This window comes from Hymenobacter canadensis (assembly GCF_027359925.1).
Classification (GTDB): domain Bacteria; phylum Bacteroidota; class Bacteroidia; order Cytophagales; family Hymenobacteraceae; genus Hymenobacter; species Hymenobacter canadensis.
Genome location: NZ_CP114767.1, coordinates 848,573 through 863,868, shown reverse-complemented (window position 1 = coordinate 863,868; position 15,296 = coordinate 848,573). Strand labels below are relative to the sequence as shown.

15 protein-coding genes are annotated in these 15,296 nt (G+C 62.6%); 10 read left to right on the top strand and 5 right to left on the bottom strand.

From position 1 onward, the window contains the following. Positions 1-36 precede the first annotated feature (36 nt). The 5 genes from O3303_RS03680 (at position 37) to O3303_RS03660 (ending at position 5,301) form a co-directional block, all read left to right on the top strand. Positions 37-1,986, top strand: coding sequence for a T9SS type B sorting domain-containing protein (locus tag O3303_RS03680; RefSeq protein ID WP_269560715.1), 1,950 nt, complete (start codon positions 37-39; stop codon positions 1,984-1,986). Positions 1,987-2,151: 165 nt separating this feature from the next. Next, positions 2,152-3,063, top strand: a complete 912-nt coding sequence (locus O3303_RS03675; protein WP_269560714.1) for a bestrophin family protein — start codon at positions 2,152-2,154, stop codon at positions 3,061-3,063. A gap of 258 nt (positions 3,064-3,321) precedes the next feature. Next, positions 3,322-3,648 carry an ArsR/SmtB family transcription factor gene (locus tag O3303_RS03670; protein WP_269560713.1) on the top strand — a complete coding sequence of 109 codons (327 nt, stop codon included), beginning with the start codon at positions 3,322-3,324 and terminating at the stop codon, positions 3,646-3,648. A 260-nt stretch (positions 3,649-3,908) separates the two neighbouring features. Beyond that, complete coding sequence (locus O3303_RS03665) at positions 3,909-4,238, top strand: YbaB/EbfC family nucleoid-associated protein (RefSeq protein WP_044017950.1); 330 nt, start codon at positions 3,909-3,911, stop codon at positions 4,236-4,238. A 19-nt stretch (positions 4,239-4,257) separates the two neighbouring features. Then, complete coding sequence (locus tag O3303_RS03660; RefSeq protein ID WP_269560712.1) at positions 4,258-5,301, top strand: glycosyltransferase family 2 protein; 1,044 nt, start codon at positions 4,258-4,260, stop codon at positions 5,299-5,301. A gap of 155 nt (positions 5,302-5,456) precedes the next feature. Here the strand turns inward: O3303_RS03660 and O3303_RS03655 are convergent, their stop codons facing one another. Continuing rightward, positions 5,457-5,675: a PspC domain-containing protein gene (locus O3303_RS03655; protein WP_269560711.1), complete on the bottom strand. Its 219-nt coding sequence runs from the start codon at positions 5,673-5,675 to the stop codon at positions 5,457-5,459. 238 nt (positions 5,676-5,913) lie between these two features. On the opposite strand from O3303_RS03655, the gene O3303_RS03650 reads away from it, so the two are divergent. Both O3303_RS03650 and O3303_RS03645 read left to right on the top strand, forming a co-directional pair. Next, entirely contained in the window at positions 5,914-7,641 is a 1,728-nt protein-coding gene (locus O3303_RS03650) for a tetratricopeptide repeat protein (RefSeq protein ID WP_269560710.1), read from the top strand. A gap of 259 nt (positions 7,642-7,900) precedes the next feature. Continuing rightward, the gene (locus O3303_RS03645; protein ID WP_269560709.1) at positions 7,901-8,884 is read left to right on the top strand and encodes a pyruvate dehydrogenase complex E1 component subunit beta; all 984 of its coding nucleotides are present in this window, start codon (positions 7,901-7,903) and stop codon (positions 8,882-8,884) included. 70 nt (positions 8,885-8,954) lie between these two features. Here O3303_RS03645 and O3303_RS03640 read toward each other — a convergent pair whose 3' ends face one another. Then, positions 8,955-10,325 carry a hypothetical protein gene (locus O3303_RS03640; RefSeq protein WP_269560708.1) on the bottom strand — a complete coding sequence of 457 codons (1,371 nt, stop codon included), beginning with the start codon at positions 10,323-10,325 and terminating at the stop codon, positions 8,955-8,957. Between the two features lie 52 nt (positions 10,326-10,377). Continuing rightward, entirely contained in the window at positions 10,378-11,826 is a 1,449-nt protein-coding gene (locus tag O3303_RS03635; protein WP_269560707.1) for a hypothetical protein, read from the bottom strand. A gap of 97 nt (positions 11,827-11,923) precedes the next feature. Here O3303_RS03635 and O3303_RS03630 point away from each other — a divergent pair, with 97 nt between their 5' ends. Beyond that, positions 11,924-12,466, top strand: a complete 543-nt coding sequence (locus O3303_RS03630; protein WP_269560706.1) for a DinB family protein — start codon at positions 11,924-11,926, stop codon at positions 12,464-12,466. Positions 12,467-12,574: 108 nt separating this feature from the next. On the opposite strand, the gene O3303_RS03625 is transcribed toward O3303_RS03630, so the two are convergent. After that, positions 12,575-13,030 (bottom strand): thioesterase family protein, encoded by a 456-nt coding sequence (locus O3303_RS03625; protein ID WP_269560705.1) that lies wholly within the window; start codon positions 13,028-13,030, stop codon positions 12,575-12,577. A gap of 70 nt (positions 13,031-13,100) precedes the next feature. After that, a complete protein-coding gene (locus O3303_RS03620) occupies positions 13,101-13,841 on the bottom strand; it encodes a class I SAM-dependent methyltransferase (RefSeq protein WP_269560704.1) in 741 nt (246 codons plus the stop codon). Between the two features lie 163 nt (positions 13,842-14,004). On the opposite strand from O3303_RS03620, the gene O3303_RS03615 reads away from it, so the two are divergent. Beyond that, complete coding sequence (locus O3303_RS03615) at positions 14,005-14,724, top strand: hypothetical protein (RefSeq protein WP_269560703.1); 720 nt, start codon at positions 14,005-14,007, stop codon at positions 14,722-14,724. Between the two features lie 67 nt (positions 14,725-14,791). Further along, positions 14,792-15,178 (top strand): hypothetical protein, encoded by a 387-nt coding sequence (locus tag O3303_RS03610; RefSeq protein ID WP_269560702.1) that lies wholly within the window; start codon positions 14,792-14,794, stop codon positions 15,176-15,178. The last annotated feature ends 118 nt before the right edge of the window (positions 15,179-15,296 follow it).

The window sequence follows — 15,296 nt, the reverse complement described above, 5'->3', positions numbered from 1 at the left end:
GGCCTGGTTCCGCTCCGTTTCATCTGCTGCTATTCTATGCGTTCCGTGAAGTTTCTCTACCTCTGGTTGTTGCTGGGGGCGCTGCTGGCCACCAAGGCGCCGGCCCTGGCCCAGCCCTGCACCTCGTCGCCGAACCCGCCCGCCTGCACCTTCGTGGCCGTGGATGTGCTGACTAATCGCATCGTGGAAAAGCTGTGCGTGGGCCGGGCCGTCCGGTTTGACCTATGCGCGGGCCGGCCGCCGCTGGTATACTTCTACCAAGTACTGCCGGGCACCAACACTTACCCTAACCCCTGCGGCCCCGGCCTGCGCCCCTCGCCTTTCATCTACACGCCCACCGCTGCCGGCCCCGTCACGGTCACCGAGAACGGCCAAGCGCAGGCGGGCGGCGGCGTTTCCACCATCTATTTCCGGGTATTTGAAGTCTACGACAACCCGATACCGGCCTTCACGGCGGCGGCCTGCTCGCCGGGCTTCGTGCAGCTCACGCTCCCTGGCGCACCTTACAACAGTTACTCCGTCCAGATTGGCAGCAGCACGTTTGCGGCCCAGCCCGGGCAGGTGCGCACGTTTGCGGTGCCAGCCGGCGCCACGTCCATCACGGTGGCCGGCGTCTACTCCGACAGCGACCTGTGCACCCGCTCGGCCACGCAGCCGCTGCTGCAGCTGGCCGCGCCGGGGCCGCTGGTTATTCAGCGCCTGAGTGTGCAGGGCAGTTCAGTGGTTCTGGAAACCGCGCCGCTGGTTGCCGGCTACTTATACACCGTCGAGCAGGCCGATTTCACCGCGCCAACTACTTTTCAGGCAGTACCGGGAGCCGTGGCCAACGGCCTGAGCGGCTTCACGGTACCGGCCGGCCGCCCCGGCTACTACCGCCTGCGCCGCACCGACATCTGCCAGCAGGCTCAAGCTGTTTCCGAACCGGTGAGCACGCTCACGCTGACGGTTCAGCCGGCTGAGCGCCGCAACGAGCTGGCGTGGCAGTTCGGCCCCAGCCCTGCCACCTACGAGCTGACGCGCAATGGCACTGCCCTGCCCGCCCCGCCGCCCACCGCCCGCTCCTACTCCGATACGGCCGTGGCCTGCGGCATCCGCTACACCTACCGCCTCACGGCGCGGTATGCGGGCGGCGTCACGTCAGTTTCGGAGGCCGTTTCGGTGCTGGCCGCGGCCACGCAGGCGCCGGCCACACCACGGCTGGTGGCTACTTTCGATGAGCGCAACCGGGTGGTGCTGACGGCCAGCGTGGCCCGCTTCCCCAGCACCGGCCAGCTCACCTACCTGCGCGACAACACCGTGCTGGGTACCACGGCGGCCCGCGCGCTCCGCGATTCGCTGGCCAGCTACAGCCCGGATTTGGCGCCGTGCTACCAGGTGCGGTTCGAGGACGACTGCGCCAACCGCTCGGCGGCCAGTGCGGCCTTCTGCCCGGCCGTGCTGGCGGCCGAGCTGGCCGGCACCCGCAACTCAGCGGTGCGGCTGCGATGGTCGGGGCTGCGGGGCGCGCCAGCTGCCACCGACTCGCTGCGCTACCGCCTGCTGGTGCTCAACCCCGACAACTCGGTGCGCAACAGCTACGCCGTCGGCTCCCGCGGCACCTACCTCGACCAGCTGCCCCCCACCGACCTACAGGCCGTGCGCTACCGCCTAGAAGTGACGGGCGCGGGCCTGCCCGCCGCCAGCTACTCCAACATTGCCAGCGTGGTGCGCCCCCTCGAAGCCTACGTTCCGACGGCCTTCACCCCCAACGGCGACGGCCTCAACGATGTACTGGAAGTGAAAGGCCGCTTTCTTCGCACCTACACCTTCACAGTGGTGGACCGCAACGGCCAGGAAGTGTTCCGCGGCACCGACCGCACCCAAGCCTGGGACGGCCGCATCCGGGGCCAGCCGCCAGTGTTGGGGGCCTACGTCTGGCGGTTTGAGGCCGTGGATGCTGCGGGCAAAACCGTAGTGCAGCACGGCACCGTCACGATAGTAAAGTAGGCCCGCCTGCACCCGCAGAGGGGATTTTGCCAGGCTTGGCAAAGACAGTTGCCAGCAGTAGCAGCGTGGTAGAAACCGTGCCTTTATCCGGGATACACTACCGAAAATGTAGCGCAACCATCCGTTTTTGCGTAGGCAGATTTCAGTTGTACCTGTTTTCTGCCTATGCTGCTCGACGTCAAGCTTCCCGTTTACTACATTTTCAAGCGCATCCTGCCCGACATTCTGCGGGTGCTGCTCATTTCTATCATTTTCCAGGTGCTGAAGTGGTTTTTCAGCAGCTACCTGCCAGAGATACCGCTGCAGCTGGCCACTATCCTGGGCAGCTCCATCTCGCTGCTGCTGGCCTTCAACGTTAGCCAGTCGTACGAGCGGTGGTGGGAAGGCCGCAAAATATGGGGCGCCGTTGTGAACGACTCGCGGACGCTGGTGCTGCAGGTGCGCAGCTTTCAGCAGGCTGACGGGCTACCCCCGCACGAGGCCGCCAGCCAGCTCACTGCGGTGGCCCACCGCCAGATTGCCTGGTGCTACAGCCTGGGCGAATCGTTGCGCGGACAAGACCCGCTGGCTTCGCTGGCAAAGTTTCTGCCGGAGCCAGAGCTAGCCTATGCCAAAACCCAGAACAACCGCCCTCTGGCGTTGCTGGCGCTACACGCCGCTCAGTTCAGGGAGCTGCATCAGCGGCAGACCATCAATACCTTTCAGCAGGTGCAGCTGGATTCCACGCTGGTGCGCCTGTGCGAGTCGATGGGCCAGGCCGAACGCATCAAGAGCACCGTATTTCCGGCCAACTATCGGCTGCTGGTGCATTTCCTGATCTACCTGTTTCTGGGCACCTTGTCGCTGAGCCTGGTAGAGTCGATGGGGTTCTGGGAGGTTCCTGTACTACTTCTCATTGCGTCCACCTTCTTCCTGATCGAGCGCACCGCCCGCTACCTGCAGGACCCGTTCAACAATGCCCCCACCGATACGCCGGTCACGGCCATTGCCCGCAACGTCGAAATCAACCTCAAGCAGCTGCTGCAGGAACCGAACGTGCCCGCTACCCTCACCTCCGACACGTTTTATCTGATGTAGTGTCCGGGGCGGCCGTGGTTCGCGCTGTATCTGGCAGGCCAGGCAAGCCGTGGGAGACGGCGCGAGCCGCGGCCTTTTATTGGCAAACCTGCTGCATAATAGGCGGGCCTGCTGCAAATCACTAATATTGCTGCCGCTGGGGCAGGCTGCGGAGGACACTCGGTAGCCTGCCCCGGCAGGTCAGGGCAGCCAGGACCGAAGATATTTGCGGTCGACCCCTGTGCTTATGAACAACTGACCATGCACTTGCAGCACCTTATGGCTTCCAATTCTCCCGCTGATATTGCCACCGACTTGAACATGTCTGTCGAGAAGATGGAGAAGGTGGCGTTCATTCTCAAGACTACGGCGCATCCTACCCGCATTGCCATCGTGCAACTGCTGGCCCAGCACGACAGCCTGTCGGTGAACGATATCTGTGAGCGGCTGAGTGTGGAGCAGAGCCTGGCGTCGCATCACCTTTCCGGCATGAAGCTGAAAGGGATTCTAAGCAGCTCGCGCGAGGGCAAAAACGTGTTTTACAGCCTGAAAATGCGGGAAGTGGTCGACGTTATTCAGTGTCTGGCCGCTTGCACCTTCCTGTAAGGACAGTACTTTTTTTGCCTTTATGCATGAATGAATCTTCATGTATATAAGGCAACTTCCGGAGTTCTGTCCGCTGCTTGTTGCCTTTTGGGCGTATGTGTACCGTAAATTGCGCCCGGCTTACCCGGTTTACTGGCTGAGCTGTTGCAAACCGGATGCTATAGTGTGCTTCTCCCGGCTGGCTTGGCGGTGAGGCAGCCCCGGCAACCGTCACTTTTCTAACCCCTTTCCGGCTCGCCGGAAATAACGACGCGAAACCTATGTTTGATATGATGGGCATGATGGGCAAAATGAAAGAGCTGCAGGAGAAAATGCAGCAGGCCCAGCAGGAAATGCAGTTTGTAACGGCTACCGGCGAGGCTGGCGGCGGCCTGGTGCGCGCCACAGCCAACGGCCAGCGCCGGGTAATCAAGCTCGAAATCGACGATTCGCTGCTTTCCGACCGCGAAATGCTGGCCGACCTGGTGGTAGCCGCCGTGAACAAGGCCCTTGATGAGGCCGGCGACAAAGCCAAAGAGGAGCTGAAGCGCAAAACCAGCGGCCTGATTCCCAACATTCCCGGCCTCGACCTCGGCGGATTTGGCCTCTAGCAGTTCCCCGGAATCTGCGGTGGCTACCTGCGCCGATGTGGCGGTGGTGGTGCTGAACTGGAACGGCGCGGCCCTGCTGCGGCAGTTTCTGCCGTCGGTGCTGGCTCACAACCACGCGGCTACCGTTTGGGTGGTTGATAACGCCTCTACCGACGATTCGGTGGCGGTGCTGGCGCGCGAATTTCCAGCGGTGCAGGTGCTTCGGCACGCTGCTAATCTGGGTTTCTGCGAAGGCTACAACCAGGCCCTGCGGCAGCTGCCCGCCGCATTTCAGTACGCCGTGCTGCTCAACTCCGATGTAGAAGTGACGCCGGGTTGGCTGCAGCCGCTGCGCCAGCTGCTGGAGCAACGCCCCAGTGTGGCCGCCGTGCAGCCCAAAATCCGGGCCTACGCCGACCAGACGCAGTTCGAATACGCCGGGGCTGGCGGCGGCTACCTCGACCGGCTGGGCTACCCCTTCTGCCGCGGCCGCCTCTTCGATACGCTCGAAGCCGACCACGGCCAGTACGACGACGCCCGGCCGGTGGCCTGGGCCACCGGCGCCTGCATGGCAGTGCGCCTGAGCAGCTGGCACGCGCTGGGTGGCCTGGAACCCGAGTTTTTCGCTCACATGGAGGAAATCGACTTGTGCTGGCGGCTCTGGAATGCCGGCCACGAGGTGTGGTACCACGGTGGCAGCACGGTATTTCACGTGGGTGGCGGCACGCTGCATAAGTCCAACCCACGTAAAACCTACCTCAACTTCCGCAACGGCATGGCCTTGGTCTATAAGAACACGCACCCGGCGGAGCTGGCCAGCACGGTGGCCGTGCGGGTGCTGCTCGACTGGGTAGCGGCCCTGCGCTTCCTGCTGCAGGGGGCCACCGCCGACGCCCGCGCCATCCTGCGGGCCCAACGCGACTTCTACCGCCGCCGCACCTACTGGAAACAGAAGCGGCAGCAGTTTCCACCCCGGCTCACGCTGGCAGAGCGCCCCGGCGTGTATCGCGGAAGTCTGGTGTGGGCCTATTTCGCGCAGGGACGGCGGAAGTTTTCGGAGCTGGATGCGGAGTTATTGACCTGAGCAGCAGGCATACAGTGTAGGCAGCTTGCGGAAATTACCGACGAAGGAATCTGTGAAATCCCCTTTCTTAATCTACAAAATCTGCGATACAAAAAAGCCTGCCCTTTTGCAGGAGCAGGCTTAGAAATCATTTGTAGTAAAGTCTACTGATCAGCTTACAAATCCCAGACGGTGCTGCGCTGCCGGCGCATGGCGCGGCGTACGTTCATCCAGAAGGCCAGCGCGAAGTACAACACAATGGGCGAGCCAAAGGTGAAGAACGAGGCATAGACAAACGACAGCCGGACGCTTCCCGTGGAAAAGCCCAACCGGTTGCCCAAGGAGTTGCAGACACCAAAGCTCTGCTTTTCGATGTAGTCGGTAAGTCGTTTCATAACGGTTGGTGGTAAGTGAGGTCTGCTGCTAACCTGGTACAAGATAGCACGATACGATAGCGCAAGCAAGCGGAAGCAGGGTAATTTCTTTCGAAGATACGTCTCCCTCCCGCGGTTTTGCGTTTGTTGTTGGAAATTCCGCCCCGATTCGCCCTGTATGAGAAGCCCGTTGCCCCGTAATCTTTCTATTCTGCTGCTGGCCCTGGCCGGTACGCTCCCTGCTTGTACGCTGCCCAGGATGCTGAAGGTTGCGCAAAGCGGCCAGCAAGTGAGCGTGCAGCCCGCAGTACTCGAAAGCAACGGCGAAAACGTGCTGTTTGAAGTAACAGCCCGCGTGCCGGCCAGCCACCTCAAAAAAGGCGCCGCCTACGGCCTCAACCTGCGCTACGTCTACGACAACGGCCTACGCGAGGATACGCTGGGCCGCCTCAGCTTCCAGTCGGGCGAGTACGTCTACGACGAGGACAAGAAGGATCAGCTGGTCATCAAAAAGCAGCTTTCCTTCCCGTATGCGCCCAACAAAAACCCCGGCCAGCTGCTGGCCCTGGCCGAAGTGCGGGAGCTGAAACCGAAAGGCAAGCGCCTCAAAGGCCAGGAAACCCGGCTGGCGCGGGGCGTGGCCAGCACCGGCCGCCTGGTAGTGCGCCAGGACACGGCCATTGGCCTGCTGCCCGAACTGGCCGACAACAACATGAGCGGCACCCGCGTGCTGCCGTTCTTCTTCGACGCCGGCCGCTCGGAAATCCGCAATTTCCTGGGCACCAACGTAGCAGCGCTGGAAGACTTTATCGAGGCTAACCAGCGCACCGAGAAGGTGATGATTGTGGCCGGTCACTCGCCCGACTCGCTCGATGCCCACGACTTGCGCTTGGCCGACAAGCGGGTGCAGGCGCTGCAGCGCTACTACAAAAACCGCGTCGACACCGACTCCTACCTCAACCAGGTGCGCGACATCGACTTCGAAACCGAAGCCTACCACCGCCGCTGGGACCTGTTTTTGAACAAGGTGCAGGAGTCGGCGCTAAAGCCTGCGCAGGTCGATTCGGTGCTGCTGCTCATCAACGACACGCCCGGCACCTACGCCCAGAAGGAGAAAAGCCTGCACAGCTTGTCGTTCTTCGACTACCTGGAGCAGTACATCTACCCTGTCATGCGCTTCGGTACGGTGGCCGTGCAGTACACGGCTCCCAAGCGCTACGATTCGGAAATCTACCTGCTATCCAAGAAGATTGTCGACAAGCAGCTGGAAGTGGATGCCCTCACGCCGGAGGAGCTGCGCTACTCGGCCACGCTCACGCCGCTGCTGGCCGAAAAGCAGCGCATCTACGAAACTTCGGCCGCCACTACGGGCCGTTGGGAGGCCTACCACAACCTGGCCGTGGTGCTGCTGCAGCGCTCCGAAAAGGAAGTCAGCGACAAGGTGCGTAAGGCCTACCTGCGCCGCGCGGCCGTCAATTTCACGCTGGCGGCGCACCGCAACCCCACGGCCACCATGTTCTACCGCGTGGCCACCGCCTACCACCGCGCCGGCGACAAGCTGGAGGCCCTGCAGAACTACGACTACGCCATCAAGCTCGGCGGCGCCCGCCCGGTCCTCGACAAAGTATTTGCCGACAAAGCCGCGCTGGAAATCGAAATCGGGCAGATTGATGATGCGCTGGGCAGCCTCAGCTACAGCGCCAAGAGCTACCAGAATACCATGAACCGCGCCCTGATCTATCTGCTCAAGGGCAACTACGACGGCGCCGCAGGCATCTACCAGGAGGCCCTCACGCTGCAGCCCAACGACCCGCTGGCCTACTACTGCCTAGCCGTTGTAGCCGCCCGCCAGAAAGACGAAGCGAAACTGGGCGAGAACCTGCGCCGCGCCGTGCAGCTGGACCGCAAATATGCCAACCGCGCCGTTGAGGACCTGGAATTCATGGATTACGCCAGCGGTAAGGTGTTTCTGGAGACGCTGCGGTAAAGGCTGTCATTGCGAGCGGAGCGAAGCAATCCTTCCCCTCGCAGCACACACTTTCCTCATCGCAAAGTTCTCCCAGCAATGGGTTAGCGACTTACCAATGGAGGCTTTCTGCGAAGGGCTGCTCAGCAAATTAAGAGGAAGGATTGCTTCGTTCCGCTCGCAATGACAAGTGGTTATTTGCCCAACCGCGCTACTCGTTGTAGCTTTACGCGCCGGCTAGCCCGGCTTTTTCATTCTGACTTTCGAACTGCCACAGACTATGCGGACCATCCAATTCCGGGAAGCCCTGCGTGAAGCCCTGTCCGAAGAAATGCGCCGCGACCCGCGCGTGTTCCTGATGGGCGAAGAAGTAGCCGAATACAACGGCGCCTACAAAGTAAGCCAGGGCATGCTGGACGAGTTTGGCCCGGAGCGCGTGATTGACACCCCGATTGCCGAGCTGGGCTTTGCCGGCATCGGCGTAGGCGCGGCCATCAACGGCCTGATTCCGGTCATTGAGTTTATGACCTTCAACTTCTCGTTGGTGGCCATTGACCAAGTGATTAACTCGGCCGCCAAAATCTATTCGATGTCTGGCGGGCAGTACTCCTGCCCCATCGTATTCCGCGGCCCAACGGGCAGCGCCGGCATGCTTAGCAGCCAGCACTCGCAGAACTTCGAGAACTGGTTTGCCAACACGCCCGGCCTGAAAGTGGTAGTTCCTTCCAACCCTTATGATGCTAAAGGTCTGCTAAAAAGCGCCATCCGTGACCCGGATCCAGTGATTTTCATGGAATCGGAGCAGATGTACGGCGACAAAGGCGAGGTGCCGGAGGAAGAGTACCTGCTGGAAATCGGCAAAGCCAACATCGTGCGCGAAGGCAAATCGGTGACGCTGGTGAGCTTCGGCAAGATGATGAAGATTGCCCTGGCCGCCGCCGACGAGCTGTCCAAGGAAGGCATCGAAGCCGAAGTAATCGACCTGCGCTCCGTACGTCCGATTGACTACGACACGCTGGTGAACTCCGTGAAGAAAACCAACCGCATGGTGGTGGTAGAGGAAGCCTGGCCGCTGGCCAGCATCAGTTCGGAGCTGGCCTACACCGTGCAGCGCCGCGCCTTCGACTACCTCGATGCCCCGGTAGTGCGCGTGACCTGCATGGACGTGCCCCTGCCCTACGCCCCTACCCTCATTGAGGCCTCGCTGCCGAACGTGAGCCGCACCATCAATGCCGTGCGCGAGGTGATGTACGTGAAGAAATAAGGAAGCTCCGGTTTCCACGAAAAAGCCCCACAACCAGCTTGGTTGCGGGGCTTTTTCGTGGAAACCGGTTTCACCACAACATCCGCGGGCCCAACTCCAGCGTGGCCTGCGCTGTGGCCGAGGCCCAGAAGCAGAGCGCCACAAACCCCACGTACGCCACGCCTACGCCTACCAGCTGCCGGCGCGGCAGCCGGGCCGGGCGCCACTTGGCGGGCAAGCCGAAACACAATACGGCGTACAGGAGCAGGTGCAGTGGCAGTAGAAAGCGGCATTCCATACTCATGGGCAGCATGGGCACGCATGGCACCAGCAGCACGGCCAGCACCAGCCACTGCGGTGGCGTGAAGCAGCGAAACCGGGTGCGCAGCAGCATCAGCCCGGCCCCAAACCACACCGTATAGTTCAGCCATGCCAAGCCCCAGGTCGGCACGTACACCTGCTTGATATAGGGTGTCGGGTACTGAATATCGAGACCATTGAAGAGCCGCCACGCATACATGCGGGCAAACAGCACGGGGTGGCGCAGTACCAGCTGCAGGTAGCTGCCGTAGGAGTTGAACCAGCCGATGTGCTCCTGCCGCACCAGCGCTTCGCCGGCATAGTCCCGGAAAATCATGACCCGGTCCGGGTAGTCATCGCCGATGCGGGTTTCGTATTTCTGGTGCAGCAGTCCCCACTTCAGCTTTTCCCGGTAGAGGTTGTCGGTTTCCAGGTTTTCATCCTGGGCTAGCACCAGGGGCGTGTTCTGGTGGAAATGGCGCTGGTTGATAAGCAGCTGCGGCCCCAGTACCAGCGCCGCCCCGGCCAGCAGCGCCAGCCCGCGCGCCAGCCGCCCCAGCTGTGAAGGCGCGGGCAGCACCAGCGCCAGTGCTACAAAAAACGGCGCCGCAATCAGGTAAGAAGGCCGGATGTTGCAGGCCGCCGCCAGGCAGGCCCCGGCCAGGGCCGTCCAGCCCAGGCCGCGCCGGTAGAGCAGCAGCAGCCCCAGCAGCAGTGCCCCGAGGCTTGGGAAGTCGGTGAGGGGGAAGTTGAAGTAGTCGCGCCAGAGGGCGAAGCCCAGCGCCGCAAACGCCGCCCGGCGTGGCCAGCTCAGCGGTGGTCTTTGGCTGGCCGTCTGCCAGAGGCGCGGCCCCAGCCAGCCAAAGACCACCGCCGCCAGCACCGCCCCAAATACCTGCGCAAACAGGATGACGGGCAGTCCGCTGTAGAACTGCGTGATGCGCAACGGCAGCAGCACCAACGGCAGCAGATACCCCCGGAAACTGTCGTGGAAGTTGAGCAGCGACAGGTGGCCGTCTTTGTGGAAGAAGATGGAGATGAACCAATAGTTCAGCGCATCATTGTAGAGCATGGGGTAGCCCGACAGCGGCAAATACACCAGATACACTACCAGAATCAGCGTCGTCAGGCGCCAGTAAGTTGGCACCGCGGCACGGCTCACAGATAGCAGGGAGGGGAGTTTCAAGGGTAGAAGTCTATGGAAAGCCAAAGGCTTAGTCGTCGACCAGGGACTTGCCGTGGTCGGGCTGCAAGTTGCGGAAAGTGGCGGCCGAAAGCCAGAAGCAGCCACCCAGCCACAACCCGGCCACCAGCACCACGGCCCGCGCCCGGCCGGGCCGGCCACGCAGCAGCCACTGCCAGTACGATGGTGAAAACCCGAACGCCGCCACTGCCAGCAGCAGCAAGTGCAGCGGCAGCAGGAAGCGGCACTCGATGGCCGTGGGGATGCCGGCCATGCAGGGCAGCAGCAGAGCCAGCAGCAGCAGGGCCCGCGGCCACGTCAGCCAGCGGGTAGGCCGGCGCAGCAGCGTGAGCAACCCCACGCCCAGCGCAGTGTAGTTGAGCAGCTGCACCCACGGCCGCTCCGGCCCATAGTCGCGGATCAGGTAGGGAGCGGGCTGCTGCACGTCAAGGCCGTTGAAGAGGTGCCGCAGGTAGCGCACGGTGTAGTCGAAGGGATGGTGCAGCAGGATACCCAGAAACTGGCCGTAGGAGCCGTACTCGCGGATTCCTTCGGCCCGTAGCACGGCCAGGCCGGCCGGGTCGGCGTAGATAAGGCGCTGCTGCAGGCTGGTATCGTAGCGCAGCACGCGGGTGCCCCAGGTGAGCTGCCGGAGGTAGAGCGGCGTGGTGTCGGTGGGATTTACACGGGCCAACACCAAAGGCGTATTCTGCCCGTAGTAGCGCCGATTGATCTGCCACTGCGGGGCCAGCACCAGCGCCATGCCCAGCAGCAGCACCGTCCAGCGGCTCCGGCCATGCCGCCGGCCATGCCGGAGGCTCCACCACACTGCCAGCCCCAATACTGCGGGCACCGCTGCCAGATAAGCCGGCCGGCTGTTGCAGGACACCGCTAGACTTAGGCCCGCCAGCAGCCACCAGCCTAGCCCAACCCGACTTAATGCCCATAGCGCCAGCAGCAGCAACGATAAAGCGGGCATGTCGGCCATAGAAAAGCTGAAATGGTCGCGCCAGAAGGCAAAGCCCAGCAGCAGTAGCAGTAGCCAGCGTCCTCCGGCCACGCGCCCCAGCCCCATGCTTCGCCACAGCGCCGGCAGCAGCCACGCATACAGCAGCGTGGCCCACGCTACGCCGGTGATTTTGGCGGCCACCGGCATCGAGCAGTGCGTGATGAAGCGCACAATGAGCGCCGGAAACTGCAGCAGCGCCGCGCAGTAGCCACGGGTGGGGTCCTGGAAATTGAGCAGCGAAAACCCGGTGGCCGGGTCTTTCAGCGCTACGGCCAGCTCCCAGTAGTGGCCGGCATCGTAGGGCATTCGTTCCCCGGTGAGGCCCCCGCCCAGCAAGAAGTAGCCCCCATAAAGCACCAACACCACCAGTACCCGCACGGGCAGCGGCCACTCGCGGCGCAGCAGCCCAGGCCCGGGCGGCACGGCGGCGTGTGGCGCAAAACCAGAAAGCGAAGCAGGCGGAACAGCCATATAACCGGAAGCAAGAACCCGCGTAGAAGCCAGCGGCGGGGATTTGTGTACCTTTTGCCCAAAGCTACGCTCTAACCGCCCACTCCCCCGCTACGCCATGAATCATCGTCTGCATTTACGCTTCGAGCAACTCGAACTAGCCACCACCCATCTGCTGCAAGCCGCGGAAGCGCTGGGCAGCAGCGCCCACCAGTCGCCGGGGCCGGGGCAGTGGTCGGCGGCGCAGGTGGTGCAGCATCTGCTGGTGTCGGAAGCCGGCATCGAGCAGTATCTGGAGAAAAAGCTGCAGCAGACGGAAGAGCTGGAGAAGGCAGGCGTGCTGCACACGCTCAAGTCGCTGCTGCTGCGCGGGTTGCTGCGGCTGCCGTTCACGCGCTTCAAGGCCCCCAGGCGCCTGGCCGAGCTCACGCCCGAGCAGGTGGAGCCGCTGCCGCAGCTGCAGGCCGAGTGGCAGTCGACCCGGCGGCGGCTGGAGCAGCTGCTCAACGAATACCCCGGCCGGCTCCTGGACCGGGCCATCTTCAAGCACCCGCGCTCCGGCATGCTCACCATCTACCAAACCCTGGACTTCATGCTCGACCACGTGCTGCACCATCAGCGCCAGATGGAGCGCATTGCCAAAGCCCTGAAAAAGTCTTAAGGCGCCAGCAACAGATGATTTCATCCAGAAAAAAGCCCTTGGCACACTATTGTGCCAAGGGCTTTTTTCTGGATCGGATACCCGAGCAGTACCGATCATAAACTGGGTTTACTCCTCGGTTTTCTTTTCGCGCATGATATCAGCGTAGGTGGCATGGCGGGTGATGCCGGTGAAGGCGGCCACCAGCTCGGGCGGCGGCAGCGTGAGCTTGCGCAGGCGCAGATCCAGCCAAGCGCCGTCGACGGTCACGGTGGCAGCTTCGCGGCCATCAGCTTTATAGAGGGTGTGGATGATGCGCCAGCGCGAGCCGTCGGCGCTGAGGCCGCCCAGCTCCGCCGATACGCGGATGGTTTCGCTCATGTGGACTTCCTTGAGAAACCGGGTGTCCTCACGAAACAGGATGGGTCCGATTTGCAGCTCGGCGAAGTGCCGCATAGTGAAGCCCTGGTCGGCCAGAAACTCCAAACGCACCTGGGCGGCGTAGTCGGTGTAGGCGGAGTGGCGCATGTGCACGTTGGGGTCCATGTCGGCCCAACGCACGGTGTAGGTTTTGCTATAGCTCATGGTAGCAGCGTACTTGTGGAAGCAAAAAAAGGTTGAATCATCCGCCGGAACACCCCGCCACGGAAATTACCTAGCTGTTGGCGAGCGTGAGGCGCACCAGGTACTGCTGCTGCTCGTCTTCGCCCAGAAACTCCACTTCGTAGCCGGCTTCTTCGGCGTAATCCTGCAGAATACCGGCCCCGGCGAACAGCCAGTGGAAGGCTGCACCCTGCTCGGCACCGTACTGCATCGTGTAGGTTACTTCGCCGTGGTAAGGGCCGTTGAGGTCGAACACCAAAGCGCCATCCTCGTCCTCGTAGAGGTAGCTGATGTCGGAGGAAGTGGCCAGAATCTGGCCGCCGGGGGCCAGCAGCTGGCGCGCGTGGCGCAGAAAATCCGCCAGCCCGTCGAGGGAACCCACCAAGCCCAGCCCGTTCATGAGCATGAGCAAGGTATCGTACTTTTCGTGGGTGAGGGCGGCGTCGCGCAGGTCGTGGTGCGCAACCTGGTGTACGCCGCGGGCCTGCATCACCTGCACCGCCCCGGCCGAGGCATCAATGGCCTTCACCTCGAAGCCCCGGCTTTGCAGCTCCAGCGCGTGGCAGCCGGCGCCGGCCCCCAGGTCGAGCACGCGCCCCTGGCACTGCTCCAGGGCCTGCCGCTCCAGCTCCGGCATCTCCCACAGGCTCCGGAAAAAATAGGAGGCCGGCAGCGGCTCCTCCTCGGCTACGTCACTGAATACGGTGAGGGTGGCCTCCAGTCGGCCATGCAGATAGTCGAGCAGGGCGTGGCCCAGGGGGTCGGCAGAAACGGGCGTGGCAGCGGCGGGCATAGGCATCGGGGGAAAAGTCAGGCGCCGGCCAGGCGCCGGCGCTGCAAGGTACGGCATCGGGCGGGGCCGCAACAGCGGGGCGGGCTCAATAAAGTTTCGCATATTTCTACTGCCGCGCTCGGCTGGCTCGTTTTCAACCGCTTATCCGCCATTCATTCCTTATATGAGTTACTCTTACTTACTACTGCCGGCGCTGCTGACGCAGCTTGCCGGCGCCGCCCAGGCCCAACGTGCCAACGAAGGCGGCAGACTCAACAACTACGACTACATCAACCGGGAGCTGGGCCACCGGCGCGACGGCCAACCCGCCACCGGCAGCCCGTTTCTGCTGCCCGGCTGGGCGCTGGGCACCGTGCTGCTGCGCACTGGCAACGTGCAGCGCGGGCAGTGGCTGAAGTACGACCTTTCGGCAGAGCGGCTGCTGTGGCGACGCCCTCAGGGCGACTCGGTGGAGCTGTTCACGACGCTGGTGCGGGAGTTCACGCTCCGCGACTCGGCCACACACCAGACACACCTTTTCCGGCTGTATCCTGAAGTAAAAACCGAACAGCCGGTGCTGCGGGCCACTTTTTTTGATGTGCGCTATGATGCCGGCCGCACGGCGCTGCTCCGCCACCTCACGCGGCAGGTCCGCACCCAATCTTCCAATGGCGCCATGACCACGGTAAAGAAGTCGGAATGGAGCAGTAAAACCGTGTATTTCCTGAAGCTGCCCGACCAAGCACTGGTGCCCGTGCGGCTGAGCAGCCGGAGCGTGCTGGATGCGCTGGCGCCACAATACCAGGCGCAGGCCAGCGCCTACGTTTCCCAGCAGCAGCTCAACCTGAATAAGGAGGCCGACGTGGTCCGGCTGCTGACTTACTACGACCGGCTGCAGCCCTAGCCAGCCGGCGCTGCATCTTTCCTTAGCCGGCTACGTTTGCCAAGGTTCATGTCTGACTCTCTTTCCTATGTCCACTAACCTCGACTACCTCGACCCCAACCTGCTGCCGCTGGAAGACAAGCTGAACGCCTATCTGGCTGCTGAAAAAGAGTTGCGAACCGCCAAAACCGACAGTGCCAGCCTGCCACAGCAGCAGCAACAGCAGGCCATAGCCGCCGAGGAATTTGAGCAGCGCTCCGCTACCGGCAGTTTCCCGCAGCACGCCGAGGAAGTGCGCGACCAACTCACTGATCTGCAGCAAGACCTCGACCGGCTTCGCCACGAAATAATAGCGCTGCTCCCCGCGCGCAACGAATGGGTGAAAGTCAATCTAGGTTATGGCCCCAGCCGCGTCGGAGCGTTCGAACTCCCCGGCCAGCCAGCGGGCACCTATGAGCTGCGCGTAGTACACTAAGCGTTCTATGTTCTTGTCTTGGGCAGCGCCCGGTAGCCACATGGCTGCCGGGCGCTTTGCTTTACAAGAGCCTCCGAAGGAACAGGACGGCGCATAAAAAAAGGACGACCAGTAGCCG

Excerpts from the sequence above, each read along its gene's own strand:
- O3303_RS03635 (WP_269560707.1), bottom strand. The coding sequence starts at position 11,826 with ATGGCTGTTCCGCCTGCTTCGCTTTCTGGTTTTGCGCCACACGCCGCC.
- O3303_RS03625 (WP_269560705.1), bottom strand. The coding sequence starts at position 13,030 with ATGAGCTATAGCAAAACCTACACCGTGCGTTGGGCCGACATGGACCCC.
- O3303_RS03610 (WP_269560702.1), top strand. The coding sequence starts at position 14,792 with ATGTCCACTAACCTCGACTACCTCGACCCCAACCTGCTGCCGCTGGAA.
- O3303_RS03670 (WP_269560713.1), top strand. The coding sequence starts at position 3,322 with ATGGCTTCCAATTCTCCCGCTGATATTGCCACCGACTTGAACATGTCT.
- O3303_RS03665 (WP_044017950.1), top strand. The coding sequence starts at position 3,909 with ATGTTTGATATGATGGGCATGATGGGCAAAATGAAAGAGCTGCAGGAG.
- O3303_RS03615 (WP_269560703.1), top strand. The coding sequence starts at position 14,005 with ATGAGTTACTCTTACTTACTACTGCCGGCGCTGCTGACGCAGCTTGCC.
- O3303_RS03650 (WP_269560710.1), top strand. The coding sequence starts at position 5,914 with ATGCTGAAGGTTGCGCAAAGCGGCCAGCAAGTGAGCGTGCAGCCCGCA.
- O3303_RS03620 (WP_269560704.1), bottom strand. The coding sequence starts at position 13,841 with ATGCCCGCCGCTGCCACGCCCGTTTCTGCCGACCCCCTGGGCCACGCC.
- O3303_RS03675 (WP_269560714.1), top strand. The coding sequence starts at position 2,152 with ATGCTGCTCGACGTCAAGCTTCCCGTTTACTACATTTTCAAGCGCATC.
- O3303_RS03655 (WP_269560711.1), bottom strand. The coding sequence starts at position 5,675 with ATGAAACGACTTACCGACTACATCGAAAAGCAGAGCTTTGGTGTCTGC.
- O3303_RS03645 (WP_269560709.1), top strand. The coding sequence starts at position 7,901 with ATGCGGACCATCCAATTCCGGGAAGCCCTGCGTGAAGCCCTGTCCGAA.
- O3303_RS03680 (WP_269560715.1), top strand. The coding sequence starts at position 37 with ATGCGTTCCGTGAAGTTTCTCTACCTCTGGTTGTTGCTGGGGGCGCTG.
- O3303_RS03630 (WP_269560706.1), top strand. The coding sequence starts at position 11,924 with ATGAATCATCGTCTGCATTTACGCTTCGAGCAACTCGAACTAGCCACC.